We start from the raw sequence: 26,498 nt of genomic DNA on the forward strand, positions 1-26,498 counted from the left end.
CGCTGTTCTTGTGTGCAGATTCACGCATGGGGCATTCGGCCCGGCGTCATAAGCAGACCATCCTGTCATAGGAGAGGGACTAAAATCATGAGTATCCGCATTATTACTGCGTCCGCAGCATTTCTCGCGTTTGCCGGAGTGGCATCGGCTGCCGACGTCGTCACTGAGACGCCACCGGAACCGGTTGCGCAGGCAGCAGCACCCGTATTTACCTGGAACGGCTTCTATGTCGGTCTTCAGGGCGGCGGCGCCTGGGGCAACGGCGACTTTTCGGGCATCGGATCGTCCAGTATGAACGGCGGCCTCATCACCGGCTTCGGTGGCTACAACTGGCAGCTCGACAACAACATCGTTCTCGGCGTTGAAGGCGATGCCTCGTACAATTGGAACAAGGAAACGATTGGCGGCGACGAATTCAAGTTCGATACCACAGGATCGGTTCGCGCCCGCGTCGGCTACGCCCTCGATCACGCCCTGCTCTACGGTGCGGCCGGCTGGACCGGCGCACGTGGTCACGTTGACACGCCGCTCGGCGACGACAGCGCCACCTTCTCGGGCTGGACGGTCGGCGCAGGTGTCGACTACGCCTTCACCGACAATGTCTTCGGCAGGCTCGAGTATCGCTACAACGACTATGGCAGCAAGAACCTGCTCGGCATCGACACCGACTTCAACCAGAATGTCGTGACTGTCGGTGTCGGCGTCAAATTCTGACGCGTAGCGACTAGATCGTCCAAATATCGAAGGCCCGGACAAGATCCGGGCCTTTTTTCATGTCTCTATCCCGGCGCAGTCTTCACCGCCCGGCTTCAAGAATAGCCGCGTACTTCGGGCACCAATAGAAAGCTGTTCAAAACCTGTTTGACTTGATGGGTGCGCCGCGACCGCGGCGCAAACATTAATGTATGGTTAATTACTAACGGATAGAATCAAAGCAAATTCAATACGATAGAGCGAATCTGTCGCGTTGGATGATATTGCCGGAAAGGTGGCCGATGCGAACTTCCCTAATACTTTCCATGCTGGCCGCAGCATTGACGATGCTGCCCAGCGAAGGCTCCGCAGGTTCGATGCTGCGCGCCTCGCGTTCGATAGGCGCCCCGATCGGCTTCCCATCCGCCTGCGCGCGCTATGCTTGGCTGTGCCACAATCAGGGCGGCGGCAAGATCAGCGACGATGCCGCAATGCCCGTCCTGCAGCGCGTCAACCGCAGCGTCAACGCCAGCGTAAGACCTGCGCTGGACATTTCGACATCAGGAAAGTCGGAGTACTGGTCCCTGCCGATCGATAACCGCGGTGATTGCGAGGACTACGCCCTTCTTAAGCTGAAAACGCTCCTCGACGCGGGCTTTCCATCGAACAAGCTGTCCATGTCGGTGGTGCTTGACCGCCGCGGCAACAACCACGTCGTGCTTTTGGCAAGGCTGAACGCGGGTGACTATGTATTGGACAATCTCTCCGGAAGCGTCAGGACCTGGGAAAGCACAGGCTACACGTTTCTCGCCAGCCAGAACTTCAGCAACAAGGGAGCATGGCAGGTAACGCTTGCCGGCCCACGCGCAGGGCAGTTCTCGGGAACCTGATTTCCAGCCAGTCGCCGCTCCGCAACAAGCACCTTGATTCAGAAAGCCCGGGCGATTGCCCGGGCTTGATGTTGATGAATCGAGGAGAAGGTGGCGGCTTTTCCTATTGCCGCCTTCCTCCGTGGGGTCGCTCGAAGTGCGGTAGACTTCGAACGACCATAGACCGACGTTAAGTGGGGCTATTACCACCAGGGCCGTGGCCACCAGGTCCGTTGCCGCCGGGGCCGTTACCACCAGGTCCGTTGCCGCCAGGGCCGTTACCGCCAGGTCCGTTGCCGCCAGGGCCGTTACCACCAGGGCCGTTGCCGCCAGGGCCGTTACCACCAGGGCCGTTGCCGCCAGGTCCGTTGCCGCCAGGGCCGTTACCACCAGGGCCGTTACCGCCGGGTCCGTTGCCGCCAGGTCCGTTACCGCCAGGGCCGTTACCGCCGGGTCCGTTGCCGCCAGGGCCGTTACCACCAGGGCCGTTACCGCCGGGTCCGTTGCCGCCAGGTCCGTTACCGCCAGGGCCGTTACCGCCGGGTCCGTTGCCGCCAGGGCCGTTACCACCAGGGCCGTTGCCGCCAGGGCCGTTACCACCAGGGCCGTTGCCGCCAGGGCCGTTACCACCAGGGCCGTTACCGCCAGGACCGTTGCCGCCAGGTCCGTTGCCGCCAGGGCCGTTACCGCCAGGACCGTTGCCGCCAGGTCCGTTGCCGCCAGGGCCGTTACCACCAGGGCCGTTACCGCCAGGACCGTCATCATCACCAGGGCCGCGCGGACCCTTAGGTCCATGACCGTGACCACTTTGCTGGCCCCATCCACCGGCATGATCCTTGCCGCCGTGATGTTTCGGCCCATGACCATCGTTATCGCGTGGATCTTTCGGTCCGCCCCATGGGCCGCCCCATGGGCCGCCCCAATGACCCTTCGGTCCATGACCATTGTGGCCATGATCTCTCGGTCCGGGACCATTGTGATCGCCCGGATCTCTCGGACCATCACCATCACCATCACCATGGCCATGACCGTGGTGACCTCTCGGGCCAGGACCGTTGTGATCACCCGGGTCGCCATGGCCGTGACCAGGACCTTTCGGTCCATGACCGTGGTGATCGCCCGGGTCCCTCGGTCCGTGACCGTCATGACCATGACCGTTATGGTGGCCCTTCCCGTGCCCCTTGCCATGATCGCGATCATGATGACGCCCATGGTGGCGACCATGGCCGCGGCCATTGTCATCATCGTCATCATCGCCCGGATCGGAAACGCTGCTACCGCCGGTGCTCGCCGTTTCGCTGCCATTCGACGATCCGTTGCGACCACCGTTGCGGTCATGATTATCGTCGAGGAACGGGTTGTCGAAGATCGTTTGGACCGGGAAGCAAAGGCGCTCCTCAATCGATCCTGGTATGACGTTATTGCAGTTCAGATTGAGCGACTGCGCGCCCGCCAGGCTGGTTCCCGCCAGTAGAAATCCGGCACCGACGGAGAGCTTGATTAGAGTTCTGTTCATATTGCTCACTCCCATAGTTAACGTGACGTCAACGAGGTAGTGTTATATTAGGGTGGACTAATTTTGAAAGGAGACATAAAACATAGGGGGCGTACTCAATTCGGCTGCAATTGCATTATTAAGTACTACCGTGTCATCCAATGGTAGGATCTGAGCATTTATGAAGCAAAACAAGGAGATTTATATGCGGCGAATTATGGCAATTGTGGGTTTTGTTGTATCTATTCCTGCCCTTTCTAGTCAAAGCTTTGCTGGATCAGAAATTCCAGCCAGCAGATCTATTGCAGCTCCGATCGGTTTTAGTTCCGCATGTGCACGTTACGGCTGGGTCTGCCGTAACAATAGTGGCGGCAGGGTCGGGGACGGCGAAGCACTTCGTGCATTACAGCAAGTCAATCGATACGTTAACTCCCGGGTCACGCCCGTGGAGGATCGTACCACAACGGGACGCTCCGAGTATTGGTCCCTTCCCGTCAACAATCGGGGCGACTGCGAGGATTACGCGCTCCTGAAGATGAAGACGCTTATCGATATCGGGTTTCCGGCCAACAAGCTGGCCCTCTCTGTCGTGCTTGACCGTCACGGTGGAAACCATCTCGTTCTGCTCGCCCGGTTGCCCTCGGGCGATTACGTACTGGACAATCTCAGCGGCAGCGTGAAACCGTGGCACCGCACGGGGTACACCTTCCTCGCCAGTCAGAATTTCAAGAGGAAGGGTAGCTGGCAAGTAACGCTGGCAGGCCCGCGCGCCAGCCAGTTCATCAAGAGCTGACGCGCTACGCGTTGCGAAAACATGAAATCGGGCCGCCTCAGCGGCCCTTTTTCTTGGGATAGCGCGACATCAGACCTAGGAGGTCGGATCTGCTTCCCGCAGACGATAGCCGACACCCGTCTCCGTCGTGATGTACTGGGGCTGATCGGGCGCTTCCTCGATCTTCTGGCGCAGCTGCCGGACGTAGACGCGCAGATACTGTACATCCGCGGCAGGTCCCCAGATCTGTTTCAGCAGGAACTGGTGTGTCAGCACCTTGCCTGCGTGCTGGGCAAGCACACGCAGAATATCGTATTCCTTCGGTGACAGCTTGATCTCCCGCTCGTCCACCTTGACGATGCGCTTGACCAGATCGATCGACAGCCCCCCGGTGCGGAAAATTGCCTTCTCCCCCTGCTGCTGCAGGCGATGACGCAGCGCGACCCGGATCCGCGCGCCGAGCTCGTTCATGCCGAACGGCTTCGTCACATAATCGTCCGCCCCCGTCTCCAGCGCCTTGACGATCCCGGCCTCGTCCGTTCGGCTCGACAGGATAACGACAGGCGTTGCGATCCCCTGCTCCCGCCATTCCCGCAACAGGTCGTGGCCCGGCGTATCCGGCAGGCCGAGATCGAGAACGATCAGGTCGGGCGGTGTCTCCTCGGCGGAACGGCGCGCGGCAGACGCATCGGCCGCCTCCTGCACGTCATAGCCCTGCGCCGTCAAACCGACGCGCAACAGCCTGCGGATCGGCGGCTCGTCGTCGACGACGAGAATTTTCACGGGTGAACCGGTCATTTGAATTCTTCCAACTTGGGAATGTCGTGTGGTCTCGGAAGACGGATCGTAAAGATCGCGCCCTGGTGGTCGGTGCGGTTTCCGGCGACAATCCGGCCCCCCATCGCCTCGATGAAACCGCGGCAGATGGAAAGGCCGAGCCCGGTCCCGGCGCGCACCTGATCGCCCTTCCTAACGCGATAGAAGGTATCGAAGATGCGATCGAGGTCACCCGGGGGAATTCCAGGCCCCGCATCCCCGACCTGCACCAACACCTGATCGCCGCTCGCCCATCCCTTGATATCGATGACTGTATTCTCGGGGGCATACTTCGACGCGTTGTCGAGCAGATTGAACAGAACCTGCTCAAGGAGCACCGGATCAACGCGAACCGCGGGAAGATCCTCGGCGATCCTGACCTCGATCGAGTGATGCACGAGAATCTTCGCGGCGCGGCGCAGTGCGGTGCCGACGATGTCGCCAACATCGTGCAGGGCGTAGTTCGGTTCCATGGCGCCGGATTCGATCCGCGTCATGTCGAGAAGATTGGCGATGAACCGGTTGAGCCGTTCGGATTCGTCGACAACGGTGGACAGGAGATCACGCCTGTCGTCTTCCGGAAGAGACGCGAAGTAGTCGCGCAAGGTGGTCGATGCTCCGAGGACGGCGGCAAGCGGCGTCTTCAGATCATGCGAGATCGACGTCAGCAGAGCCGAGCGCAGCCGGTCCGCTTCGGCTGCAAGTTTTGCCTGATCCACATCCGCGACCAGCTGCACGCGCTCGATCGCAAGTGCTGCCTGGTCGGCGAGCGCATCAAGGAGGCGTTGTTGCTCGGGGGTCAGCAGCGGACCATCGCGTCGATCACTGTCGAGCCCAATGACACCGACCGCCGTGCGCCCGGTCCGCAACGGAACATAAAGGCGCTTGGCGCCCGGGAGCGTGTCCGCACCGCGTCCGGCCGCATGGTTGTGCTCCCAGGCCCAGCGCGCTGCGGCGATATCCGCGTCGTCGAGCGTATCGTCAGGCGGATAGCCTGCCCTGACGGCGATGGTCCCGTCCTCCGGCAACAGCAGCACGACCCGGACCTTCAGCATCGACGCGATCTGGAATGCGGTCGCCCAGAGCACGTCGTCAAGCGTTCCGGTGCCCGCAAGCTTCTTGGAAAATAGATAGAGATCTTCCGTCGTTCGGGCGCGTTGCCGCGCCGCGGATGCCTGCCGCTGAACCGTCGCTGTCAGGTTGCTGGCGATAACAGCCACGCCGAGGAAAAAGAACAGGGCAAGCACGCTGTCCGGATCGCTTATGGTCAGCGTGTAGCGCGGCTGCAGGAAGAAGAAGTTGAACGACAGCGCTCCGATCACGCAGGCATAGAGCGCGGGACGCAAGCCGTGAAGCACCGCCGACGTCAGCACCGCCATGAGGAACACGAGCGCGAGGTTCCGAACATCGAGGACCTGATCGAGAACGACGCCGGCGCCGAGCGCGACGACGACATAGACCGTTGCCAGCAGATACGCCCGGATATCGAAGGCAGCAACCGGCGCTGCAGGCTTCACGCCGCGTTGCGGCGAAACCGTCAGCTCGTCACCGGAGATGACATGGACGCTGATGTGTCCCGCCTTGCGGATCAACAGGCCGGCCGTGGACGGGCGCAGCCAATCGCGCCATGCCGGCTGGCGGGGCGCCCCGATGACGATGTGCGTGACATTGTTCGGCGCCGCGTAGCGCATCAGCTCTTCCGAAACCTCGCGCCCCGGAAGGGTGACGGCTTCGCCGCCCAGCTGTTCGGCAAGACGCAGGTTGGCCGCGATCGCATCGCGCTGTGTCTCGCTGAGATTGATGGACCTGTTGGTCTCGACATAGACGGCCGCCCAGGGCGCCCGCAGCCGCGATGCCATTCGCGCGGCATATCTGACCAGCGACGCCGAACTTGTGTGGTCGTCGATCGAAACGACAACGCGTTCGCCCGCAGCCCAGGGACCAGAGATCGCGTGCGCCTGCATGTGATTGAGTAGCTGATCGTCCACGCGCTGCGCCGTCTTGCGCAGCGCCAGTTCGCGAAGGGCGGTCAGATTGCCCGGCGTGAAGTAGTTGGTAAGCGCCCTCTCCGCCGTCTTCGGAAAGTAGACCTTCCCGTCGTGAAGCCGCTTGATGAGATCGTCGGGTGTCAGATCGATGATTTCGACGTCATCCGCCATGTCCACGATCGAATCCGGCACTGTCTCGCGAACCCGGATGCGGGTGATCTGCGAGACGACGTCGTTCAGGCTCTCGATGTGCTGAACATTCAGCGTCGAATAGACATCGATGCCGCGGTCGAGCAATTCCTTCACATCGAGATAGCGCTTCGGATGCCGGCTGCCGTCGGCATTCGTGTGCGCAAGTTCATCGACGAGAACAAGATCCGGCTTACGCGCGAGGATGGCATCGAGGTCCATCTCCTCGAGCTTGCGCCCCTTGTAGTCCACCGCCACGCGCGGAATGATCTCGAAGCCGTCGAGGAGCGCCTGGGTTTCAACGCGACCGTGCGTCTCGACGACGCCGACGACGACATCGACGCCGTCGGCAACCTTCGCCCGCCCGGACATCAGCATTTCGTAAGTCTTGCCGACGCCCGGAGCAGCCCCGAGAAAGATTTTCAATCGCCCTCTGCCCTCGGCCTGCGCCTTTTCGAGCAACGCTTCCGGCGACGGCCTCAAATTCTGGTCACGAACGTCTTCTGGCATCGGTTCTCGGTTCATCGCGTGGCCCGCAGGGCGTGCGGGCAATCTATCTTATCTAACCGTTGCGCTGTCCAGCTTCTCGTTGAGAGCAAGAACATTTACAACGGGTTCGCCGAGAACCCCGAGTTCACGGGGCTCCACGGCAGCATCGACCAGCGCCTTCAGCTTGGCTTCATCGATGCCGCGCGCCTTGGCAACGCGAGGCACCTGAAAATAAGCAGCTTCAGGCGAGATGTGTGGATCGAGACCACTGCCCGAGGCGGTGACGAGATCGGCCGGAACCTCTGCATCGGGGTTGGTGGCCTTGGCCGCATCGTAATCCGCCTTGACGCGGTCGAGCAGCTTCTGGCTCGTCGGTCCTAGGTTGGAACCGGACGAGCTGGCGGCATTGTATCCGTCACCTGCCGCAGAGGGCCTGCCGTGGAAATAGCGATCGCTCGTGAAGGCTTGGCCGATCAACGTCGACCCGACGACGGTTCCGTTCTTTTCGATGAGGCTGCCATTCGCCTGTGCCGGAAGGATTGCCTGGGCAATCCCGGTCATCCCCAACGGATAGAGGAGACCTGTTATGGCGGTTGTTGCGACGATCATGACGATCGCGGGACGCAGTTGTTTCAACATGAGTGTTCTCCTTAGGCGAGGCCGATTGCGGTGATCAGCATGTCGATCGCCTTGATACCAATGAACGGAACGATGATGCCGCCGAGGCCATAGATCAGCAGGTTGCGGGATAGCAGCGCGCCTGCGCCAACCGGCCGGTAGCGAACGCCCCGCAGCGACAGCGGAATGAGGGCGATGATGATCAGGGCGTTGAAGATGATCGCCGACAGGATCGCGCTTTGCGGCGTTGCAAGGCCCATAACGTTCAATTTCGACAACTGCGGATAGAAGGTCAGGAACATCGCCGGAATGATCGCGAAGTACTTGGCGACGTCGTTGGCGATCGAGAACGTCGTCAGGGCACCGCGCGTCATCAACAGCTGCTTGCCGATCTCGACGATCTCGATGAGTTTCGTCGGGTCGCTGTCGAGGTCGACCATGTTGCCGGCCTCGCGGGCGGCGACCGTGCCGGTGTTCATGGCAACGCCGACATCGGCCTGAGCGAGCGCGGGCGCGTCATTCGTGCCGTCGCCGCACATAGCGACGAGCTTGCCCTTCGCCTGTTCCTCGCGGATCAGCGACAGCTTGTTTTCAGGTGTCGCCTGGGCGAGGAAATCGTCGACACCGGCTTCCGCTGCGATCGCCGCTGCCGTCATCGGATTATCGCCGGTGATCATCACCGTGCGGATGCCCATGCGCCGCAGCTCCGCGAAGCGCTCGCGAATGCCGCCCTTGACGATATCCTTGAGCTGGATGACGCCGAGCAGGCGCCCATCACGAGCGACGGCCAGGGGCGTTCCACCGGCCTTGGCGATCTCGTCGGCAATGGCTTGAAGCTCGCGCACGCTCTCGCTGTTGGAGCGCAGGGCAATGACCGCGTTGCCGGACGCCAGCGTCGCGCCACCATCGACATAGGCGAGCACCGCATCGACAGCACCCTTGCGGATCAGCGAACCCTCAAGGTCCACGCCGCTCATGCGCGTCTGCGCGGTGAATGGCACGAAGGTCGCCTTCAGGGTGCCCATGTCACGACCACGCAGGCCGTATTTTTCCTTGGCGAGCACCACGATCGAACGGCCTTCCGGCGTCTCGTCGGCAAGCGACGCGAGCTGCGCCGCATCGGCAAGCTCCTGCTCGCTGACGCCGCGTACAGGACGGAAAGAGGTCGCCTGGCGATTGCCGAGGGTGATCGTGCCGGTCTTGTCGAGGAGCAGCGTATCGACGTCGCCGGCCGCTTCAACGGCACGTCCGGACATGGCAAGCACGTTGAACCGCACCAGCCGATCCATGCCGGCGATACCGATGGCCGACAGCAGCGCGCCGATCGTCGTCGGGATGAGCGTAACGAACAAGGCGACGAGAACGATGATCGGGATCGAGCCTCCGGCATAGGCGGCAAAGCTCGGAATGGTCGCGGTGGCGAGCACGAAGATCAGCGTCATGCCGGCGAGCAGGATGTTGAGCGCGATTTCGTTCGGCGTCTTCTGGCGTTCAGCACCCTCGACGAGCGCGATCATGCGATCGAGGAAGGTGGAGCCTGCAGCAGCCGTGATCCGGACGCGGATCCAGTCGGAAAGAACCTGCGTTCCGCCGGTGACGGCAGAGCGGTCGCCGCCGGATTCGCGGATGACGGGTGCCGACTCGCCGGTGATGGCCGCTTCGTTGACCGAGGCAACACCTTCGACGACTTCACCGTCGGAGGGGATGATGTCCCCTGCTTCCACCAATACGAGGTCGCCGACCTTCAGGCTCGTGCCCGGCACCATGCGAAATGTCGTGCCGTTGCCGGCAGCCAGCAGCTTCGCCTGGGTTTCCGTGCGGGCCTTGCGAAGCGAGTCAGCCTGTGCCTTGCCACGCCCTTCTGCCACGGCCTCGGCAAAGTTCGCGAAGAGAACGGTGAACCAGAGCCAGAGATTGATCTGGAATGAAAAGCCGAGATTGCCGCCACCGGTGACAAGGTCACGGATGAAGAGAACGGTGGTGAGCGCCGAAACAGTGGCGACGACGAACATCACCGGGTTTCTGGCGAGTGCCCGGGGGTCGAGCTTCCGGAAGGAAGCGGCGATCGCCGGAACGAGAATGCGAGAATCAAGGATACTCGCGGATTTTGCCTGGCCCATAAGAGAACTCCAGCCTTTAAAAACGAGGATACGAAGACCGCATTGGCGGTCAGCCCGAAATCAGTTTGAACGCGGCGACCGCCACCAGCAGCGCGGCCAACATCACGAGAATGATGTTGGTGGCGCGTGTCGTGCCGCCCTCCCCCCGCCCCGACGAACCGGGGCGGGAAGGATGTCTGTGGCGCTTGAAGTGCCGTACCAGCATGGTCGCTCCTCAGAACGTCTGGCCGGCAATCGCCACCAGGTGCTCGATGACAGGACCAAGCGCCAGCGACGGGAAGAAGGTCAGTCCGCCGACGATCACGATCGTGCCGGTGAGCAGGCCGACGAAGAGCGGGCCATCGGTCGGGAACGTGCCCGACGATGCAGGGACGGTCTTCTTGGCGACGAGCGAGCCGGCGATTGCAAGCGCGGGAATGATCACGAGGAAGCGACCGACAAGCATGCCGATGCCGAGGGTGATGTTGTACCAGGGCGTGTTGCCGGTCAGTCCGCCGAAAGCCGAACCGTTGTTCGCGGCAGCCGAGGTGTAGGCGTAGAGGATCTCCGAGAAGCCGTGCGGTCCGGCCGTTCCGACTGACGCAACAGCAGAAGGAAGAACAGAGGCAATCGCCGTGAAGACCAGCATCGCAAGCGGCAGGCAGAGAATGGCGAGCACGGCCATCTTCATTTCCTTCGCCTCGATCTTCTTGCCGAGATACTCGGGCGTACGGCCGACCATCAGGCCTGCCACGAAGATCGCGATGATGACAAACAGCAGGATGCCGTAGAAGCCCGCACCGACGCCGCCGACGATCACCTCGCCAAGCTGCATGTTGATCAGCGGAACAAGACCGCCGAGCGCCGTGAAGCTGCCATGCATGGCATTGACGGCGCCGCAGGATGCCGCAGTCGTGATGACGGCAAAGAGCGACGACATTGCCACGCCGAAGCGCACTTCCTTGCCTTCCATGTTGCCGCCACCAAGACCGAAGGCATGCATCAGGGGATTGCCAGCAGCTTCAGCCCAGTAGGTGACAGCCACGCCGATGAGGAAAAGCACGAACATGCTGGCAAGGATGGCCCAACCCTGACGCTGATTTCCGACCATTCGGCCGAACACGTTCGTCAATGCTGCGCCGATCGCAAAGATCGATACCATCTGTATGAGGTTCGAGATTGCATCCGGGTTTTCGAACGGGTGTGCGGAGTTGACGTTGAAGAAGCCGCCACCATTGGTGCCGAGCATCTTGATCGCCAGCTGCGAAGCGACAGGACCGAGAGCGATGGTCTGCTTGGCGCCTTCGAGCGTCGTTGCCTCGACATAGGGGCCGAGCGTCTGCGGTACGCCAAGATAGACGTAAACCACGGTCAGGGCGATGCAGAGCGGGAGCAGCACATAAAGGGTTGCCCGCACCATATCGACCCAGAAATTGCCGACAGCCTTGCCGGAAGCCCGGGAGAACGCGCGGATGAACGCCAGCGCAATGGCAATGCCGGTCGCTGCGGAAACGAAGTTCTGCACCGTCAGACCCGCCATCTGGGTCAGGTCGGACATCGTGCTCTCACCGCCGTAGTTCTGCCAGTTGGTATTGGTCACGAAACTGACGGCGGTGTTGAAGGAAAGCTCGGGCCCCACCGCGCTCATGCCGGCGGGATTGTAGGGAAGCACGGCCTGGAAGCGCATGAGCGCGTAGAGAACGAACACGCCGAGCAGATTGAACATCAGCATGGCGATGGCATAGGAGGTCCAATGCTGCTCCTCGCGCTCGCCGGTGCCCGCCGCTGCGTAGAGCAGGCGCTCCACGGGTGCGAGAACCGGAGACAAGAAGGTGCGTTCGCCACTGAAGACGCGCGTCATGTAGCTGCCGAGCGGCTTGACGAGCGCAAGAACGATCCCGCAGAAAAGCAGGATCTGAAGCCATCCGTTGAGGGTCATGGTGGTTGCTTTCAATACCCGGGCTTGAAGATCAGAAGCGCTCGGGGCGAATGAGGGCGTAGGTAAGGTAAACCGCTAGGAACAGCGTTACCGCGCCGCTGAGAACGTAATCGAAGGTCATGGGTCTTACTCCGGCTTAGAGCCCGTCGCAGGCTTTTGTGTAAGCGATGCAGAGCGCGAAGAAGACGATCGTGAAACCGAGTAGAACGATGTCGATCATCGATCATCACTCCTTGTGAGTTGAACGGCAGAACCGCAGCGACGCATGTGCCCTGCGTATTCCGAAACTATTGTCGGGACGATCGGGAGGATCTTCCGCGTGTTAATATGCGGCCGCAGGCCATAAAGGTTCGAGACGAGCGACCCGGCGCGGATATAAAAATCTGATAAATGCCCGCGCGGTCGGTCAAAGGGGCAAAAGGCCTTCACCTATCGTGCACGAGAAGGTTGAAAACCGGCGTCGCTGCGACAATTCCTCTTGAAGAGAGAGAGGGGCAACGCATGCGGCGGGCGTTGGTGAGCGGTCCGTGCTTCTCGCCTGGGAAGCTGGCACGACCGGTCCTGAATGGACCCCCGTTGAAGGACTGGATCGGCAGCCAACTCGGCCCCGCCTATAGCGATGAACCGGTCATGGCCATCCCCTACGACCGTGGCGACGGCCGGGACAGCGTTCTCTTCGACTACGTCTGGCTCTACCCGCGCCTCTGATGACGTGATGCGGTAACCAAAAAAAGAGCCCCGCTTTGCCAGCGGGGCTAAATCTCAGAAGTGGTGGATCTGATCACCGGCCGCTAAACGCAGAAACGGCAGGAAGGTTCCAACGATTGACCGCCCATGTCCCTGAACCACGCTTTCGCCCTGCGCGCCCGTCTCGCGGACAAGTGACCGAAGGCCGATCCGTCACAAAGCTGATATTGGCACACCGCTAATATGCCAAAGAGAGCATCGAGCTCGCGATGTTCTCTTTCCTCCCACCTGGCCCGCTTCGGCGGGTCTTTTCTGTTGATCGCTCGGAAGCACTGTGCAACGATCCGGCGTTTCCTGGGCAACTGGCTGGACAACGTGATGAAACGCTTTGTTTGTGCGGTGGGAAAGTTCGGCACTTTTTCTGTGATCGACCTGATGACCGGCCATCCGGCCGATGCGGGCGCTACCTCGATCTTCCTCACTCGTTTGGAAGCGCTGCGGCTCGCGGGCCGCCTGGAACAGGAACGCGGTCTCTCTCGAAGCGCGGCGATCAATCAGGGAATGGCATCCAAGGACGCCTCAGTAGGCCTTGCCGGGCGAGAGTGCCGGTGACATCCCCTCAGACAGGCCTCGCCAACGTGGCGCCGGATGTAACGCAACAGAAATGACGCACATGGCGACGAGCAGAGGCCCGGGTCGAGACCTCCGCTCCTCGTTAAGCCATGTAAGCAAATCCGCCAATTTGCCTGCGAAGCGACATTGTCGGGAACTGCTTAACGGTTCCTTGCCATGGACAATAAGCTTTCAACCGCGATTTTTCGGCACCCGGCTAAATGCCTGCATCTGCAAATTGCAGGGCATCCTGCGGCCAGGCGATTGGAAATCGCGGCGACCGCTGAAAGGCAAGGGAAACGCCGCAAGCTCACGTTGAGAGACCGAAAACGGCTCCTATGGGGTATGAACGGGGATCACTGCCGCGATTTATTTGACGTAGATCACCAGATTTCCGTTGCGCGCCTTCACCGCCCATTCAATGTCCTTCGGCGTCAGCTTTTTCTGCTTCAGCTGGCCGACGAGCCATTTGTTTGACTGCGCCGCGGCGCGAATTTCCTTGACGTGCTCTTCGCTGCCCTGCTGTGGATGAGCACCAGTCTCCGAGAAGTCCGCGGTACGATAGCTGACGATGCTGATCCGCTTCCCGTGATACGCCTTGATCGTCGCCGGAAGGTTTTCGTCCCAGTTCTGTCTACGATACTCGCGCCGCGTCTGCTGCGCATCGACCGGCATGACGGTTGCCACGGTGGACAAGGCAACCAGCAATGAGACAATGATGTTTCGCATATTCCTGCCTCCAATCGAAACCGATGGAGATTAGGCGCACCACGCCGCATTTTGCATTGCGTGGGATCAATCTAGCCCGGCAGAATTCTTATCCCAGGCAGTGATCTGTCCGGAGACGACTGTGCGGGCGGGCACTTACCGCTTTGGGGTTACTTCAAACATATAACTGCTGGCGCCCAAACAAATGAAATAAGAACTTCCTAATTGAGGAGAAAATAAAACACACATCCGCGATCGGACCTAAAGATGGATACGCTCGGCCCCAGCGAATTCGCCCGATATACTTGCGACATCATCACAGACGCCGCGAAAATGGCGGAGTTGGAGCCTGATTGGAACGCGCTCTGGCTGAAGGCCAAGGGCTCGTTCTATCAGAGCTTCTCCCTTTGCTATCACAGCTGGAAGGAGATTGCCGAACCTGCCGGCCGATCGCTCTTCTGCATCGTGATCCGCGATAAGGGGGCGATGGTCCTCGTCTTCCCCATGGTGCGATATCGCAAGGGGCCGCTCCTGATGATCCGGCCACTCGGCCCGAACGCAGCCGAAACGACGGATATGCTTGTCGATCCCGACACCGACCGGCAGGCCGTGGTGACCAGGGCCTGGCGAACTATCGAGCGAGGAGCAAAGGCCGACATCATCCACATGCCTTTCATCAAGGTCGGATCGACATTGGATCAGCTGGTTCAGCGCAGGCGCAGCTTCGAACGCGATGCAGAGATCGCTCCCTTTGCCGATCTGCAGGACCAGACGGACTGGGAGGCGTACCAGAAGATCATCGGCACGAATTCCAGGCAGCAGCTGAATCGAAAGCGCAAGCGCCTCTCTGAATTCGGAGAATTTGCCTTCGTCGAAATCGACCCCGTCGCAAATCCGGAGCGCACGGCGGAACTGCTGGAATGGATGTTCGCGCAGAAGCAGATCTGGGCTGAACGGGCTGGAAAAGACTGGAACATGATCAGCTCCCGGAATATCGAGACTTCCTCTTTCGCTGGATCACCGACCCGAACAACATCCAGCAGATGCGCATCTACACCATCGAGATCGACAAGATGCCGATCGCGCTGAAACTGGCAGCCTACGGTGTCTCTCACCTGGACCTCATCATCGCGGCCTTCCACCCGGATCCGCAATACGCCAAATACTCGCCCGGCTTCGTGCTCGACGAGTTCTGGATGAAGATCGTGTTCGAGAAGCGCCTGAACGTCGACTTTGGCGCCGGCAGCGAGCCCTACAAGCTGTTCTGGTCGCGAAACGTCAAGAACGATCTGGCAAACTACCGCATTCCGGATACGCTCGCCGGCGCCGCAGCGATCCATCTGTGGCGGCTGAAACGCCGGGTGTCCGCGCACCTCGCGGAGCGCCGGAAACGACAGCCCGCGCCGGTGCCGGCCTGAAGCCGAAGGTGGTCTTGCATAGCCACGGTATAGTTCAGTAACTGCACGTCCAGTTGTTGGTAGGCCTGAATCCACCGTCGCAGGCAGGGTTTTCAGACGTGCGCGGATTGTAATAATTATCGGCCGGATTATGGCTTGGACCGGTCGTGCAGGCTGAAGTGAATGCGGCCAGGATGATCACTATTCCCGCAGCGACGAACGTGTGAATTCTGCCCATTGGATTTCCTCGCGATGGCTCCGCACTTGTGGAAAATGCTGCGTTACCGAGACGGATGCAAGAGCGTCAGCACGATTGAGTTCGGGAACATCGTACTGCGGTCGCCGTTCGCTTGCGCCGAGCACCGCCGCGCAGGAGATCCATAGCCGAGCTTGTCGGCCTGTTCCGGCAGCTGGTGGCGGCCGCAATTACAGAGCCTAGCCATGTGGGGCATAGTGATAGCGTCGGACTCAAGGCTATCTATTCAGCCTGATCAAATCGGATTTGTCGGGTGATAAAAATGGTAGCGGGGGGCGGAATTGAACCGCCGACCTCAGGGTTATGAATCCTGCGCTCTCACCAACTGAGCTACCCAGCCACACTACCAACGATGCCGTTTCGAAGTGTCCGGCTCGTCGAATGAGCGGCTTATATGGCGAGCCTTGCGGTCATGTCAAGCGCATGAATGAGAAAATGCCCGGAGTTTTCAGGCCGCGACAACACTCGCCAGCAGCGCCTTCAAAGATGCTTCTGCCGCCGGTTCGCGTTCCGAGCGCTCGATGAAACCGCCGCCGTAAACGCGGGCGTCGTCTCCCGGCGCCGAGTAGAGAGCGCAGGCCTGTCCCGGTGCGATCCCGGCTTCGCCGACGGAAAGATCGACGTAGATACCGCTCGCATCCGCATGCAGTACAGCCGGCGTCGGGGCACGCGTGGAGCGCACCTTGGCGAAGCAGGCAAAGCCTTCGCCTGATGCAGCCTGCAGCAGCTCTTCGTCGCCCAGCCAGTTGACGTCGCGCAGGTAAACGCGGTGAGTTTCCAACGCTTCCTTCGGCCCGACAATCACCCGCCGCGACCGCGCGTCGAGATAGACCACGTAGAGCGGCTCGCCGGTCGCGATGCCTATGCCGCGGCGCTGGCCGATCGTGTAGTGCAGGATGCCCTCGTGCTGACCGAGTACGCGGCCGTCGAGGTGCACGATATCGCCCGACAATGCCGCGTTCGGCTTCAGCTTGTTGATGACATCGGTGTACTTGCCTTGCGGCACGAAACAGATGTCCTGGCTATCCGCCTTCTTGGCGACCACGAGGCCCATTTCTTCCGCGAGCTTGCGAGTCTCCGCCTTCGGCAGGCCGCCAAGCGGGAAGCGCAGATAGTCGATCTGCTCCTGGGTCGTGGCAAACAGGAAATAGCTTTGGTCGCGATCGGCATCGGCCGGCCGGTAGAGCGCGCGGCGGCCGGGATTGCCCGGGGCCGGATTGGGGCGCGAACGGATGTAGTGACCCGTTGCCAGCGCATCGGCACCGAGTTCCTTTGCCGTCGCAAGCAGATCGGCGAACTTGACCGTCTGGTTGCAGGACACACAGGGGATCGGCGTTTCGCCGGCCACGTAGCTTTCCATGAACGGATTGATCACGGTATCGCGGAAGCGCTTTTCGTAATCCAGCACGTAATGCGGGATCCCGAGCGTCTCGCAGACTCTCCGGGCGTCGTCGATATCCTGACCCGCGCAGCACGAACCGGCGCGATGAACAGCGGCTCCGTGGTCGTAGAGCTGCAGCGTGATGCCGAGGACGTCATAGCCCTGCTGCTTCAGGATGCCTGCCACGACAGAGCTGTCGACGCCGCCGGACATCGCCACGACAACGCGCGTATCTTCCGGCTTCTTGTCAAAATCCAGTGTGTTCACGGGTAGCTGCCAATTCTTAAAGCGGTCTGGGAACCGCCTGCCCTTCGGCACATCGGCGGATCATCATGCCGACCGGCGGGATCGTCCGCCCGGTCCTTTCGTTGCCGAGGATATAGAAAGGAATGCGCCCCCGCGCAAGAGGCCGGCCCTCGGCCTGTCATCGGCGCGGCGGCCGTTCAGTTTTTCAGCGTGCCGCCGCTGCGCTCGATCGCCGTGTTGCGGATGATCTCGGCAATCTCCGGATTGCTGCTGGAAAGCATCTGGAAATCGGCCGCATAGAGCGACAGAAGCGAGACTTCGGTGGTGGCGGTCACCGTTGCCGAACGCGGAGCGCCGCTGATCAGCGCCATCTCCCCGAAGAAGCTTCCGGCGCCGAGTTCAACCGGCGTCTGTGCGGCAATGTTCACGCGTCCTTCGACGATGAAGAACATCTGGTCTCCCGCCTCCCCCTTCCTGCAGATCACTGTACCAGCCGGCACGACCCGCCGCCGCAGGGCCCGGACGATCTCGACGAGTACCCCCGATCCAAGCTTCTGAAACAGCGGCACCGCGGCGACCAGCTGCCAGTTGCGCACGAAATCCTGACGGCGCACCTCCTCGTAGAAGCCTGTCGCAAGGATACCGGCCCACAGCGCGAAAATGCCGATGCCGCTCATCATGACGAGCCCCGCAAGCACCCGACCGGCAAAGCTCTGCGGAATCTCGTCGCCATAGCCCGTCGTCGATAGCGTGACGACAGCCCACCACATGGCCTGCGGAATGCTGCCGAAGCGATCTGGCTGAACGTCGCGCTCGATCAGATAGCCGGCCAAAGCTGCGCCAAAGAGAACGATGCCGAAGATCGACGTCACGCCGATTAGATTGCGGGCTTCGTTGCCGACGACCCTGCCGAGCAGCCGGAAGAAATTGGAATCCCTCAGCGGCTTCAGGAGCCAGATGCAGCAATAGAGGCTCCGATCCCGCGAGCCAGCCAGCAACAGCGCCGCAAGCGGCACAACGACCGCCAATCCATCCAGGATGATTTCCGCTTTCCGATCCCGCAGGCTGCGCGCCTTGCGCACCAGCAGCGTCTCGGCGAGCTGTGCCAGATAGGCGAGCCAGACCGCGACCAGCAGAATAGTCAATCCCGTCCTCACGCCTGGCGTCAGATCCGGGGTGGTCAAGGCTGCGACTGCGATCAAGCCCGCCGCAGCCAGCAGCCCGTTGAGCGGCTGAGAAAATTTCAACAAATGCTGCAGCGACATCGAACACCTCTCGGGCCGTCGCGTCTACAATAGGATGCCATCGACGCAAGGGTAAAGGGCATCCTTTTGCGGTGCCGGATGCCGCTTAGGCGCGGGTGATCATGGCTGCGAGCTTGAAGGAAAGCTTGCCCACGCCAAGCGACAGGCAAAACGCAACCGGCCAGGCAATGACGAAGGAATGCGACCACTCCCGCAGCCATTCGGCGCTTGGCCCGAGATGCAGGAAGCCAAAGAAGCCGGTCATCATGAACGCCATCATCCCGGAGATGAAAAGCTGGGCGATCAGCAAGGTCTTGGTATCGATCATAAATGCTCCACACGTTGAAAGGTGGAGCGCGCCCGCGAAATCCCGCAAAGTCCCAGCACCACCTCGTTGAGGTTTGGTGCCGTGGGTTCGCTTGAAACGACTAATTCCCGCCTGGGCGAGGACCGGAGTAACCAACCGGCCTTCAATTTTTCGGCCATTACCCCTTAGCCGACCCAGCGCAACTGTCAATCGGCCATGTTCAGCGCCACGGTCGCGAGCGGGGGACCAGATATGCTGAACTCTCAGCCCACCAGACGTGACATCCCGTCATAGATCATGGCTTCAGCCTCGCTCCGGGGCATCGGCCGGCCAAGCAGGAAGCCTTGCACCTCACTGAAACCCTCCGCGCGCAGCTTCTGCAGCTGCTCTTCGGTTTCGATGCCCTCGGCAAGCGTCGTCGCATTGAATCCGGAGCCGATGCCGACCACGGCTCGCACGATGGCAAGATTGCCGGGATCGGTCTCGATGCCGGAGATGAAGCTGCGGTCGAGCTTGATCTTGTCAAAGGCAAAAGCGCGCAAATAGCTGAACGAGGAATATCCCGTGCCGAAATCGTCGATCGCAATCCGGATTCCGAGTTGCTTCAACGCCCGCAGCAGCGGCAGGCTCTGTTCGACATCAGCCAGGAAGACGGACTCGGTTATCTCGATCTCCAGCCGCTCCGGTTGCAGCCCGCTCTCGTCCAGGGCGGCGACCACGCTTGCCAAAAGGCTGTTGTGCCTGAACTGGCAGACGGAAAGATTGACCGCGATCTTCAGGTGCTTCGGCCACGCGGCAGCCGTACGACATGCCTCGCGCAGCACCCATTCGCCGATCGGCACAATCAGGCCGTTCTCCTCGGCGATCGGAATGAAATCCATCGGCGGTATTAGGCCGCGCTCCGGGTGGCGCCAGCGCAGCAGCGCCTCGAAGCCGCCGAGGCCATCGTGATCGAGTTGCACGATCGGCTGATAGAAGAGTTCGAACTGGCCTTTCTGCAGCGCTTCCCGCATCTCAGCCGTCAGCATGTGCCGTCGCTCCGCCTCGAGCCGCATCGCCGGCTCGTAGAAGCGATAGGTCGAACGGCCGCTCTCCTTCGCCGCATAAAGCGCAAGGTCGGCATGCCGCATCAGAACGTCGTCGTCCCCTGCATGATCGGGGGCGATGGCAATGCCGATGCTGCAGGTGACGTGTTCGTTGACACCATCGAGATCGAACGGCGGCAGAAGCGTCGAAAGCAGACGCTCGGCAAAACCCTCCAGGCCGCCGTCCCGAACCTGCCGCACCACCAGCGCAAACTCGTCGCCGCCGAGGCGAGCGACCAGATCGTCGGGAGACACCAGCTTGGTCAGGCGCGCGGCAACTTGGCAGAGAAGCGCATCGCCGGCGGCATGTCCCTTGCTGTCATTGATATGCTTGAAGTGATCAACGTCGAGATAGAGCAGCGCGATCGGCTCCTCAGCCGTCGCAAGCTTGGCCTCGCGCTCGACATATTCGGAAAACGAGGCGCGGTTCGGCAGGCCGGTCAACGCATCGTGCATCGCCATATAGGCCAATCGCGCCTCGACCGACCGCTCTTCCGTCACATCCTGCGAAATCCCCAGCAGATAGCGCGGCGCACTGCCATCCGCCGTCGGCAGGGCCCGCTTGACCGTCCGCAGAATGCGCGGAACGCCATCGGTACGCAGCATCGTCTCTTCGAGGCTGATCGTCTGCTCGGCCTCGAAGGCAATCTGGTCCTGCTGGCGGAAAATCGCCAGCTGCGCCTCATCGAAAAGCACCCGATCGGTGACGCCGACGACATCAGCCGGATTGCGACCGACGATCGCCGCGCAGGCTTCGTTGAACAGCATGTAGCGGCCGTCATCGGCCATATCCTTGACGAAGACGCCGACCGGAAGGTTGTCAACGATGCTGTCGAGCATGCTGCGGGTATCGGTGATCTGCCGGTGCGCGGCGTTGACCTCGGTGCGATCCTGAACAATAGCGAGAATGGCATCGCGGCCATTGAAACGCACGGCCCGGCCGTAGGTCAGGACTTCCAGCATCTCACCGCTGGCCTTCAGATGCGTCCAGCGTTCCGCCTTTTCCATGTCGGTGCGCGCCTGCACGGCGCTCAGCATCCGCTGGCGCTCGTGAATGGGGCGAATGTCGAGAACGGTCATCCGCGCGTACTCGGCGCGCGAATAGCCGTAGAGATCGACGGCCGCATGATTGACGATCAGGAAGCGCAGCGTGTGCGGATCGTAGACCCACATCGGCGACGGGTGCGTATCGAACAACGACTGGAAATCGTCGGTGCGCGCATCGGTCAGATCAAATGCTCTTTGGCTAACGTTCATCGTCAAATCATATGAAGTATTGTTGCCGGATCAAACCGGTATAGAGGAAAAAGCTAAATAAAATCAGAATCATACGCCGCACAAACTTTAGGCGATCGCCTTTGTATTGTGCAGTCGCAAGGTCAATTGTTCGATATGGAACGCTATTTTCTGCGGCTAATGGTGAGAATGCGTGCACTGACCGTGGTCGGCCAGTACCTCGATCACACGGCACTGATCGACGCGACCGTGGCCGCAGCCCTCCACCATTGCTTCAAGCTCCGCCTTCAATGCGAGAAGACTGCGGATCCTCTGCTCGACCTCGACAAGGCGGGCCTTGGCGATGGCATCCGCCGAAGCGCAGGATTGGTCCGGATCGTCCTGCAGGGTCAACAGGGCGCGGATCGCATCGACTTCGAAGCCGAGCTCACGCGCATGCCGGATGAAGATCAGACGGCGCAGGTCCGCAAGCTCGTAGGAGCGCTGGTTGCCGTCGCTGCGGCTCGGCGCCGCGACCAGCCCGATGCTCTCATAGTACCGGATGGTCGGCACTTTGACGCCACTCTGCCTCGACGCTTCTCCAATCGTGATCTTTTTCATGATTTTTCCGCTTGCACCTCTAGTCACTAGAGGATGTAGGAAAGATGCTTCCGAATGACAAGGAAGTGGACAATGGGCGAGACGGTCGAGAAGCGCTTTAGGGTCGAGGGCATGGATTGCGCCAGCTGCGCGGCAAAAATCGATACCGCCGTCAGGCGCATGCCCGGCGTTGAGGATGTCGCCGTCTCGGTTACCGCAGGCACGATGACCCTGCGCCATGACGGCACCAGTGATCTCGCCGCCATCGAGAAGAAGATCTCCGGTCTTGGCTATTCCGTTGCGCAGCTCGGCGCAGCTTCCGACCGACATGCCGCCTCTCATTCGCATGATCACCAGCATGCACACGGCTCGTGCGGGCACGACCATGATCATGGGCACCACGACGACCAAGCGCATACGGATGATCACGACCACGACGCTGTCGAAGGCCTGCATGGCCATGATCACACGCCGATGTCCGGTCCTTGGTGGCGGAGCAAGAAGGGCAGGTTGACGATCTTTTCCGGCGTGGCGCTCGCCGCCGCCTTCGCTCTGGGTCATCTTGTCCCGGCAATCGAGAGCTACGCCTTCATGGCTGCCATGCTGGTCGGCCTGCTGCCGATCGCGCGCCGCGCCGTAATGGCCGCGCTTGCGGGCACCCCCTTCTCGATTGAAATGCTGATGACGATCGCAGCGATCGGGGCGGTCATCATCAACGCATCGGAAGAAGCAGCGACCGTCGTCTTCCTGTTTCTGGTCGGCGAACTGCTGGAAGGCGTAGCAGCCGGAAAGGCGCGCGCCAGCATTCAATCCCTGACGGCGCTTGTTCCGAAGAATGCGCTGGTCGAGGAAGGCGGCGGCACTCGGGAAGTACCAGCCGAAAGCCTCGCGGTCGGAGCAACGATCCTCGTTCGACCAGGCGATCGTATATCCGCTGATGGTGTTATCTTGTCTGGCGAAAGCACCATCGACGAAGCGCCGGTGACAGGCGAAAGCACGCCCGTTCGCAAGGGCGAAGGCGAAACGGTCTTCGCCGGCACTGTCAACGGTGACGCAGCGCTCAGGGTAAAGGTAACGGCGGCCGCAGCCGACAATACGATCGCCAGAGTCGTCAGGCTTGTCGAGGAAGCCCAGGAATCGAAGGCGCCGACCGAGCGCTTCATCGATCGCTTCTCGCGCTACTACACACCGGGCGTCGTGGCCGTAGCCGCACTCGTCGCCGTCATGCCGCCGCTGCTCTGGAGTGGTGATTGGCGCGAGTGGATCTACAAGGGGCTGGCCATCCTGCTCATCGGCTGCCCGTGCGCGCTCGTCATCTCCACACCTGCGGCAATCGCCGCCTCGCTCTCGGCCGGCGCCCGTCGCGGCCTGCTTCTCAAAGGCGGCGCAGTGCTTGAGACGCTGGGCAAGATTACCGCCGTCGCCTTCGACAAGACAGGCACCCTTACCGAAGGCCGCCCGCAGGTGACGGACATCCTGAGTTTTGGCGACGATGAGGCCGAGGTCCTGAAATATGCCGCGGCTCTCGAAGCCGGTTCGAGCCATCCCCTCGCGGTGGCCATTCTGGCCCGCGCCAGCGCCGATGCGATATCGCTGCCTCAGGTGACGGAGGCGCGCGCGCTCGGCGGACGCGGTGTTGCGGGCAACGTCGCCGGAGTTGAGGTCTTCCTCGGCTCGCCCAAGGCAGCCGGCGAGCGCGTGGCGTTGTCGCCCGAGCAAAGCCAGCGCATCACGGCATTGAACGACGAGGGCAAGACTGTCTCCGTCCTGATCGCCGGCGAGAGACTGGCCGGCGCAATTGCCATGCGCGACGAACCGCGCGAGGACGCCAGGACCGCGCTCGCGACCCTCAAGGCGCACGGCGCCAAGATCGTGATGCTGACAGGCGACAATAGCCGCACCGCGAACGCCATCGCGGGCCAACTCGGAATCGACGTCCGCGCCGAACTGATGCCGGAGGACAAGCAACGGATCGTTGCGGAACTGCAGCGTCAGGGCTTCAAGGTGGCGAAGGTGGGTGATGGGATCAATGACGCCCCGGCCCTTGCGGCGGCCGATGTCGGCATCGCCATGGGCGGCGGCACGGATGTAGCGCTTGAGACGGCGGACGCGGCAATCCTGCACGGCCGGGTTTCCGATGTCAGCGCGATGATCGCCCTGTCGAAGCGGACCATGCGCAACATCGCGCAGAACATCACCATTGCCCTTGGCCTGAAAGCCGTTTTCCTGGTGACGACAGTCGCCGGCATCACCGGCCTATGGCCAGCTATCCTGGCCGATACCGGCGCAACCGTGCTCGTCACCATCAACGCCTTGCGACTGCTGAAGCCAACAGGATCGAGCGCAACATAGAGGTCCACCAAATAATTGGGCGCGCTGGAACTTAATGCTCACGAACGCGTTACCATTAAGAGGAGGACTAACATGACCAACGATTTCAACCGTCCTGTAAATTCTCCCCCGCCGAAGAGCGGGGGTTCTTCGAAGACAATGTGGATACTTTTGGCAGTCGTCGTGGTGATCGTCGCGCTGGCCGCAACCTACTGGCCAAGGTCTCAAACGGCGACCACCTCGACCGCGCCGACGACGGCACCAGCGACCGAGCCGGCTACGCCGCCTGCAACCACCACACCGCCTGCCGCTACGGCTCCGGCAACTCCGCCGGCAGCGGAACCGGCAAAACCTGCGGAACCAGCTGCGCCAGCCGCGCCAGCCGCGCCAGCCACACCTGCGACGCCGGCTCCGGCAACCCCGCAATAACAATAAAGGCCCGCCTAACAGCGGGCCTTTATTTCATTGTTTTATCGTTTCTCAGTGCGCACCGGCCTTCAGAACCCGGTGCGTGCTGTCGTCGAGCGCCTGGCCGGCGGCTCTGCCGTCCTTCGCAAGGCCGTTTGCGGTGTTTGCACAAGACGTCAGCGACAGGAGAGATGCGAGAATGAGGGCAATGGAAACGCGTGTCATGAAAATCCCCGTATAACCGTCAATGAACGCCGCAAAGCCGGCGCTGAACGACAAGATAGCGCCCTAGGCGACGCGATCAATCCAAGCTGAAGACACGAAAAAGCCCGGCGCTACAGCACCGGGCTCGCTTGCTTCCTTGGGAGGAAAAATCAGTCGACCGCGAAGACCAATGGCTTCGCCTGACGGATTGCCGCGTTCGCCGTCAGTTTTCCGAGCACCTCATCGCTGACCGGTCCATCGACGTAAAGCAGCGCGATCGCATCGCCGCCCTGCTCGCCGCGACCGAGCTGGAAGTTGGCGATATTGACGTTGGCTGCACCGAGCGTCGTACCGATGAAGCCGATCATGCCGGGAACGTCGGTGTTGGAAATGTAGACCATGTTGGCGCCGACATCGGCGTCAAGGTTGATGCCCTTGATCTGGATGAAGCGCGGCTTGCCATCGGAGAAGACCGTGCCGGCAACGGAACGGGTCTGCTTGTCTGTTGTCACCGTCAGCTTAATGTAGCCGTCGTAGACGCCGGTCTTGTCGCGCTTGACCTCGGAGAGCACGATGCCCTTTTCCTTGATCATGATCGGTGCCGAAACCATGTTGACGTCGGCGACCTGGTTGCGGATCAGGCCGGCCAGCAGCGCAGACGTCAGCGCCTTGGTGTTCATCGTGGCGGTCGCGCCATCATACAGGATCTCGATTTCCTTGATCGGATCTTCCGACACCTGACCGACGAAGGCGCCGAGAACGTCGGCGAGCTTGATGAACGGCTTCAGGATCGGCGCTTCTTCAGCGGTGATCGACGGCATGTTGATGGCGTTGGAAACGGCACCTTTGACGAGGTAATCCGACATCTGCTCGGCAACCTGCAGCGCAACGTTTTCCTGCGCTTCCGTGGTCGACGCGCCGAGATGCGGTGTGCAGACGACGTTGGGAAGGCCGAACAGCGGGCTTTCCTTGGCGGGCTCGACTTCGAAGACGTCGAAGCCGGCGCCGGCGACGTGGCCCGACTTGATGGCTTCGGCAAGTGCTGCTTCGTCAACCAGGCCGCCACGGGCGCAATTGATGATGCGAACCCCGGGCTTGGTCTTGGCGAGGTTTTCCTTGCCGAGAATGCCGCGGGTCTTGTCTGTCATCGGCACGTGCAGCGTGATGAAGTCGGCCTTGGCCAGCAGCTCGTCGAGCTCGACCTTGGTGACGCCCATCTCCTGAGCGCGCTCAGCCGACAGGAAGGGGTCGTAGGCAAGAACGTGCATGCCGAGGCCAATGGCCTTCTTGCAGACGATGCCGCCGATATTGCCGGCGCCGATGACGCCGAGCGTCTTGCCGGTGATTTCGACACCCATGAACTTCGACTTTTCCCACTTGCCGGCCTGCGTGGACGAATCCGCTGCAGGCAGTTGGCGGGCAACGGCAAACATCAGAGCGATGGCGTGTTCGGCCGTCGTGATCGAGTTGCCGAACGGCGTGTTCATGACGATGATGCCGCGCTTCGAAGCAGCCGGGATATCGACGTTGTCGACGCCGATGCCGGCGCGGCCGATGACCTTCAGGTTGGTTGCGGCGGCGATCAGCTTTTCCGTCGCCTTGGTGGCGGAACGGATGGCGAGACCGTCGTAGTTGCCGATGATTTCGGCGAGCTTGTCCTTGTCTTTGCCGAGCTGCGGCTGGAAATCGACTTCGACGCCGCGATCACGGAAGATCTGGACGGCGGTTTCCGACAGTTCGTCGGATACGAGAACGCGAGGTGCCATTGGGGGCTTCCTTCAAAAGGTTCAACGATGGAATGTAATCGGGATTGCGAGGCTCCGCCTTTTCAGCGGAGCCGGATGCGATCA

At 61.2% G+C, this 26,498-nt stretch carries 25 protein-coding genes and 1 tRNA gene; 9 read left to right on the plus strand and 17 right to left on the minus strand.

The window, feature by feature from the left end; all coding sequences use genetic code 11:
* Positions 1 to 87 precede the first annotated feature (87 nt).
* The 4 genes from FZ934_RS12595 to FZ934_RS12610 all read left to right on the plus strand — a co-directional run bounded on the left by FZ934_RS12595 (position 88) and on the right by FZ934_RS12610 (position 3,850).
* Complete coding sequence (locus FZ934_RS12595; protein WP_056820573.1) at positions 88 to 714, plus strand: outer membrane protein; 627 nt, start codon at positions 88 to 90, stop codon at positions 712 to 714.
* Positions 715 to 995: 281 nt separating this feature from the next.
* A complete protein-coding gene (locus FZ934_RS12600; RefSeq protein WP_153271339.1) occupies positions 996 to 1,583 on the plus strand; it encodes a transglutaminase-like cysteine peptidase in 588 nt (195 codons plus the stop codon).
* A 196-nt stretch (positions 1,584 to 1,779) separates the two neighbouring features.
* Positions 1,780 to 3,036 carry a hypothetical protein gene (locus FZ934_RS28425; protein WP_153271340.1) on the plus strand — a complete coding sequence of 419 codons (1,257 nt, stop codon included), beginning with the start codon at positions 1,780 to 1,782 and terminating at the stop codon, positions 3,034 to 3,036.
* A gap of 226 nt (positions 3,037 to 3,262) precedes the next feature.
* Complete coding sequence (locus tag FZ934_RS12610) at positions 3,263 to 3,850, plus strand: transglutaminase-like cysteine peptidase (protein WP_153272449.1); 588 nt, start codon at positions 3,263 to 3,265, stop codon at positions 3,848 to 3,850.
* Between the two features lie 75 nt (positions 3,851 to 3,925).
* On the opposite strand, the gene FZ934_RS12615 is transcribed toward FZ934_RS12610, so the two are convergent.
* From FZ934_RS12615 to FZ934_RS12640, 7 genes are read right to left on the minus strand one after another with little or no spacing between them, the layout of a single operon-like run.
* Positions 3,926 to 4,627: a response regulator gene (locus FZ934_RS12615; RefSeq protein ID WP_153271341.1), complete on the minus strand. Its 702-nt coding sequence runs from the start codon at positions 4,625 to 4,627 to the stop codon at positions 3,926 to 3,928.
* Positions 4,624 to 7,332, minus strand: coding sequence for a sensor histidine kinase (locus FZ934_RS12620; protein ID WP_153271342.1), 2,709 nt, complete (start codon positions 7,330 to 7,332; stop codon positions 4,624 to 4,626). The genes FZ934_RS12615 and FZ934_RS12620 overlap by 4 nt, the downstream gene beginning before the upstream one ends.
* 48 nt (positions 7,333 to 7,380) lie before the next feature.
* Positions 7,381 to 7,950, minus strand: a complete 570-nt coding sequence (gene kdpC, locus FZ934_RS12625; RefSeq protein ID WP_153271343.1) for a potassium-transporting ATPase subunit KdpC — start codon at positions 7,948 to 7,950, stop codon at positions 7,381 to 7,383.
* Positions 7,951 to 7,961: 11 nt separating this feature from the next.
* The gene (gene kdpB / locus FZ934_RS12630) at positions 7,962 to 10,049 is read right to left on the minus strand and encodes a potassium-transporting ATPase subunit KdpB (protein ID WP_153271344.1); all 2,088 of its coding nucleotides are present in this window, start codon (positions 10,047 to 10,049) and stop codon (positions 7,962 to 7,964) included.
* A gap of 49 nt (positions 10,050 to 10,098) precedes the next feature.
* Positions 10,099 to 10,254 carry a hypothetical protein gene (locus tag FZ934_RS27815; RefSeq protein WP_194273708.1) on the minus strand — a complete coding sequence of 52 codons (156 nt, stop codon included), beginning with the start codon at positions 10,252 to 10,254 and terminating at the stop codon, positions 10,099 to 10,101.
* A 9-nt stretch (positions 10,255 to 10,263) separates the two neighbouring features.
* The gene (gene kdpA, locus FZ934_RS12635) at positions 10,264 to 11,967 is read right to left on the minus strand and encodes a potassium-transporting ATPase subunit KdpA (protein WP_153271345.1); all 1,704 of its coding nucleotides are present in this window, start codon (positions 11,965 to 11,967) and stop codon (positions 10,264 to 10,266) included.
* Between the two features lie 31 nt (positions 11,968 to 11,998).
* Positions 11,999 to 12,088, minus strand: coding sequence for a K(+)-transporting ATPase subunit F (locus FZ934_RS12640; protein WP_056820613.1), 90 nt, complete (start codon positions 12,086 to 12,088; stop codon positions 11,999 to 12,001).
* A gap of 380 nt (positions 12,089 to 12,468) precedes the next feature.
* On the opposite strand from FZ934_RS12640, the gene FZ934_RS12645 reads away from it, so the two are divergent.
* Entirely contained in the window at positions 12,469 to 12,675 is a 207-nt protein-coding gene (locus FZ934_RS12645; protein ID WP_194273709.1) for a hypothetical protein, read from the plus strand.
* Positions 12,676 to 13,032: 357 nt separating this feature from the next.
* Positions 13,033 to 13,266 (plus strand): hypothetical protein, encoded by a 234-nt coding sequence (locus FZ934_RS12650; RefSeq protein ID WP_153271347.1) that lies wholly within the window; start codon positions 13,033 to 13,035, stop codon positions 13,264 to 13,266.
* Between the two features lie 369 nt (positions 13,267 to 13,635).
* Here the strand turns inward: FZ934_RS12650 and FZ934_RS12655 are convergent, their stop codons facing one another.
* The gene (locus FZ934_RS12655) at positions 13,636 to 13,995 is read right to left on the minus strand and encodes a hypothetical protein (RefSeq protein ID WP_153271348.1); all 360 of its coding nucleotides are present in this window, start codon (positions 13,993 to 13,995) and stop codon (positions 13,636 to 13,638) included.
* Positions 13,996 to 14,241: 246 nt separating this feature from the next.
* Here FZ934_RS12655 and FZ934_RS28170 point away from each other — a divergent pair, with 246 nt between their 5' ends.
* The gene (locus tag FZ934_RS28170) at positions 14,242 to 15,063 is read left to right on the plus strand and encodes a GNAT family N-acetyltransferase (protein ID WP_246737800.1); all 822 of its coding nucleotides are present in this window, start codon (positions 14,242 to 14,244) and stop codon (positions 15,061 to 15,063) included.
* Complete coding sequence (locus FZ934_RS12660; protein ID WP_246737801.1) at positions 15,018 to 15,392, plus strand: GNAT family N-acetyltransferase; 375 nt, start codon at positions 15,018 to 15,020, stop codon at positions 15,390 to 15,392. The genes FZ934_RS28170 and FZ934_RS12660 overlap by 46 nt, the downstream gene beginning before the upstream one ends.
* 498 nt (positions 15,393 to 15,890) lie before the next feature.
* On the opposite strand, the gene FZ934_RS12665 is transcribed toward FZ934_RS12660, so the two are convergent.
* The 6 genes from FZ934_RS12665 to FZ934_RS12690 form a co-directional block, all read right to left on the minus strand.
* Positions 15,891 to 15,967 (minus strand) — tRNA-Met (locus FZ934_RS12665).
* Between the two features lie 108 nt (positions 15,968 to 16,075).
* Positions 16,076 to 17,275 carry a tRNA 2-thiouridine(34) synthase MnmA gene (gene mnmA, locus FZ934_RS12670; protein WP_153271350.1) on the minus strand — a complete coding sequence of 400 codons (1,200 nt, stop codon included), beginning with the start codon at positions 17,273 to 17,275 and terminating at the stop codon, positions 16,076 to 16,078.
* 176 nt (positions 17,276 to 17,451) lie between these two features.
* Complete coding sequence (locus FZ934_RS12675) at positions 17,452 to 18,519, minus strand: cyclic nucleotide-gated ion channel (protein ID WP_153271351.1); 1,068 nt, start codon at positions 18,517 to 18,519, stop codon at positions 17,452 to 17,454.
* 85 nt (positions 18,520 to 18,604) lie between these two features.
* Positions 18,605 to 18,826 carry a DUF2798 domain-containing protein gene (locus FZ934_RS12680; protein ID WP_153271352.1) on the minus strand — a complete coding sequence of 74 codons (222 nt, stop codon included), beginning with the start codon at positions 18,824 to 18,826 and terminating at the stop codon, positions 18,605 to 18,607.
* A gap of 242 nt (positions 18,827 to 19,068) precedes the next feature.
* Positions 19,069 to 21,147, minus strand: coding sequence for a putative bifunctional diguanylate cyclase/phosphodiesterase (locus tag FZ934_RS12685; RefSeq protein WP_153271353.1), 2,079 nt, complete (start codon positions 21,145 to 21,147; stop codon positions 19,069 to 19,071).
* Between the two features lie 156 nt (positions 21,148 to 21,303).
* Positions 21,304 to 21,726, minus strand: coding sequence for a MerR family transcriptional regulator (locus FZ934_RS12690; RefSeq protein WP_153271354.1), 423 nt, complete (start codon positions 21,724 to 21,726; stop codon positions 21,304 to 21,306).
* Positions 21,727 to 21,798: 72 nt separating this feature from the next.
* On the opposite strand from FZ934_RS12690, the gene FZ934_RS12695 reads away from it, so the two are divergent.
* Positions 21,799 to 24,057 carry a heavy metal translocating P-type ATPase gene (locus FZ934_RS12695; protein ID WP_153271355.1) on the plus strand — a complete coding sequence of 753 codons (2,259 nt, stop codon included), beginning with the start codon at positions 21,799 to 21,801 and terminating at the stop codon, positions 24,055 to 24,057.
* A 203-nt stretch (positions 24,058 to 24,260) separates the two neighbouring features.
* Here FZ934_RS12695 and FZ934_RS12700 read toward each other — a convergent pair whose 3' ends face one another.
* The 3 genes from FZ934_RS12700 to serA form a co-directional block, all read right to left on the minus strand.
* The gene (locus tag FZ934_RS12700; protein WP_153271356.1) at positions 24,261 to 24,431 is read right to left on the minus strand and encodes a hypothetical protein; all 171 of its coding nucleotides are present in this window, start codon (positions 24,429 to 24,431) and stop codon (positions 24,261 to 24,263) included.
* Between the two features lie 85 nt (positions 24,432 to 24,516).
* On the minus strand, positions 24,517 to 24,669 hold the full coding sequence (locus FZ934_RS12705; RefSeq protein ID WP_153271357.1) for an entericidin: 153 nt from the start codon (positions 24,667 to 24,669) through the stop codon (positions 24,517 to 24,519).
* Positions 24,670 to 24,818: 149 nt separating this feature from the next.
* A complete protein-coding gene (gene serA / locus FZ934_RS12710) occupies positions 24,819 to 26,414 on the minus strand; it encodes a phosphoglycerate dehydrogenase (protein ID WP_153271358.1) in 1,596 nt (531 codons plus the stop codon).
* Positions 26,415 to 26,498: the final 84 nt, after the last annotated feature.

The sequence above is a fragment of the Rhizobium grahamii genome (genome assembly GCF_009498215.1).
In the GTDB taxonomy this organism is placed as follows: domain Bacteria; phylum Pseudomonadota; class Alphaproteobacteria; order Rhizobiales; family Rhizobiaceae; genus Rhizobium; species Rhizobium grahamii_A.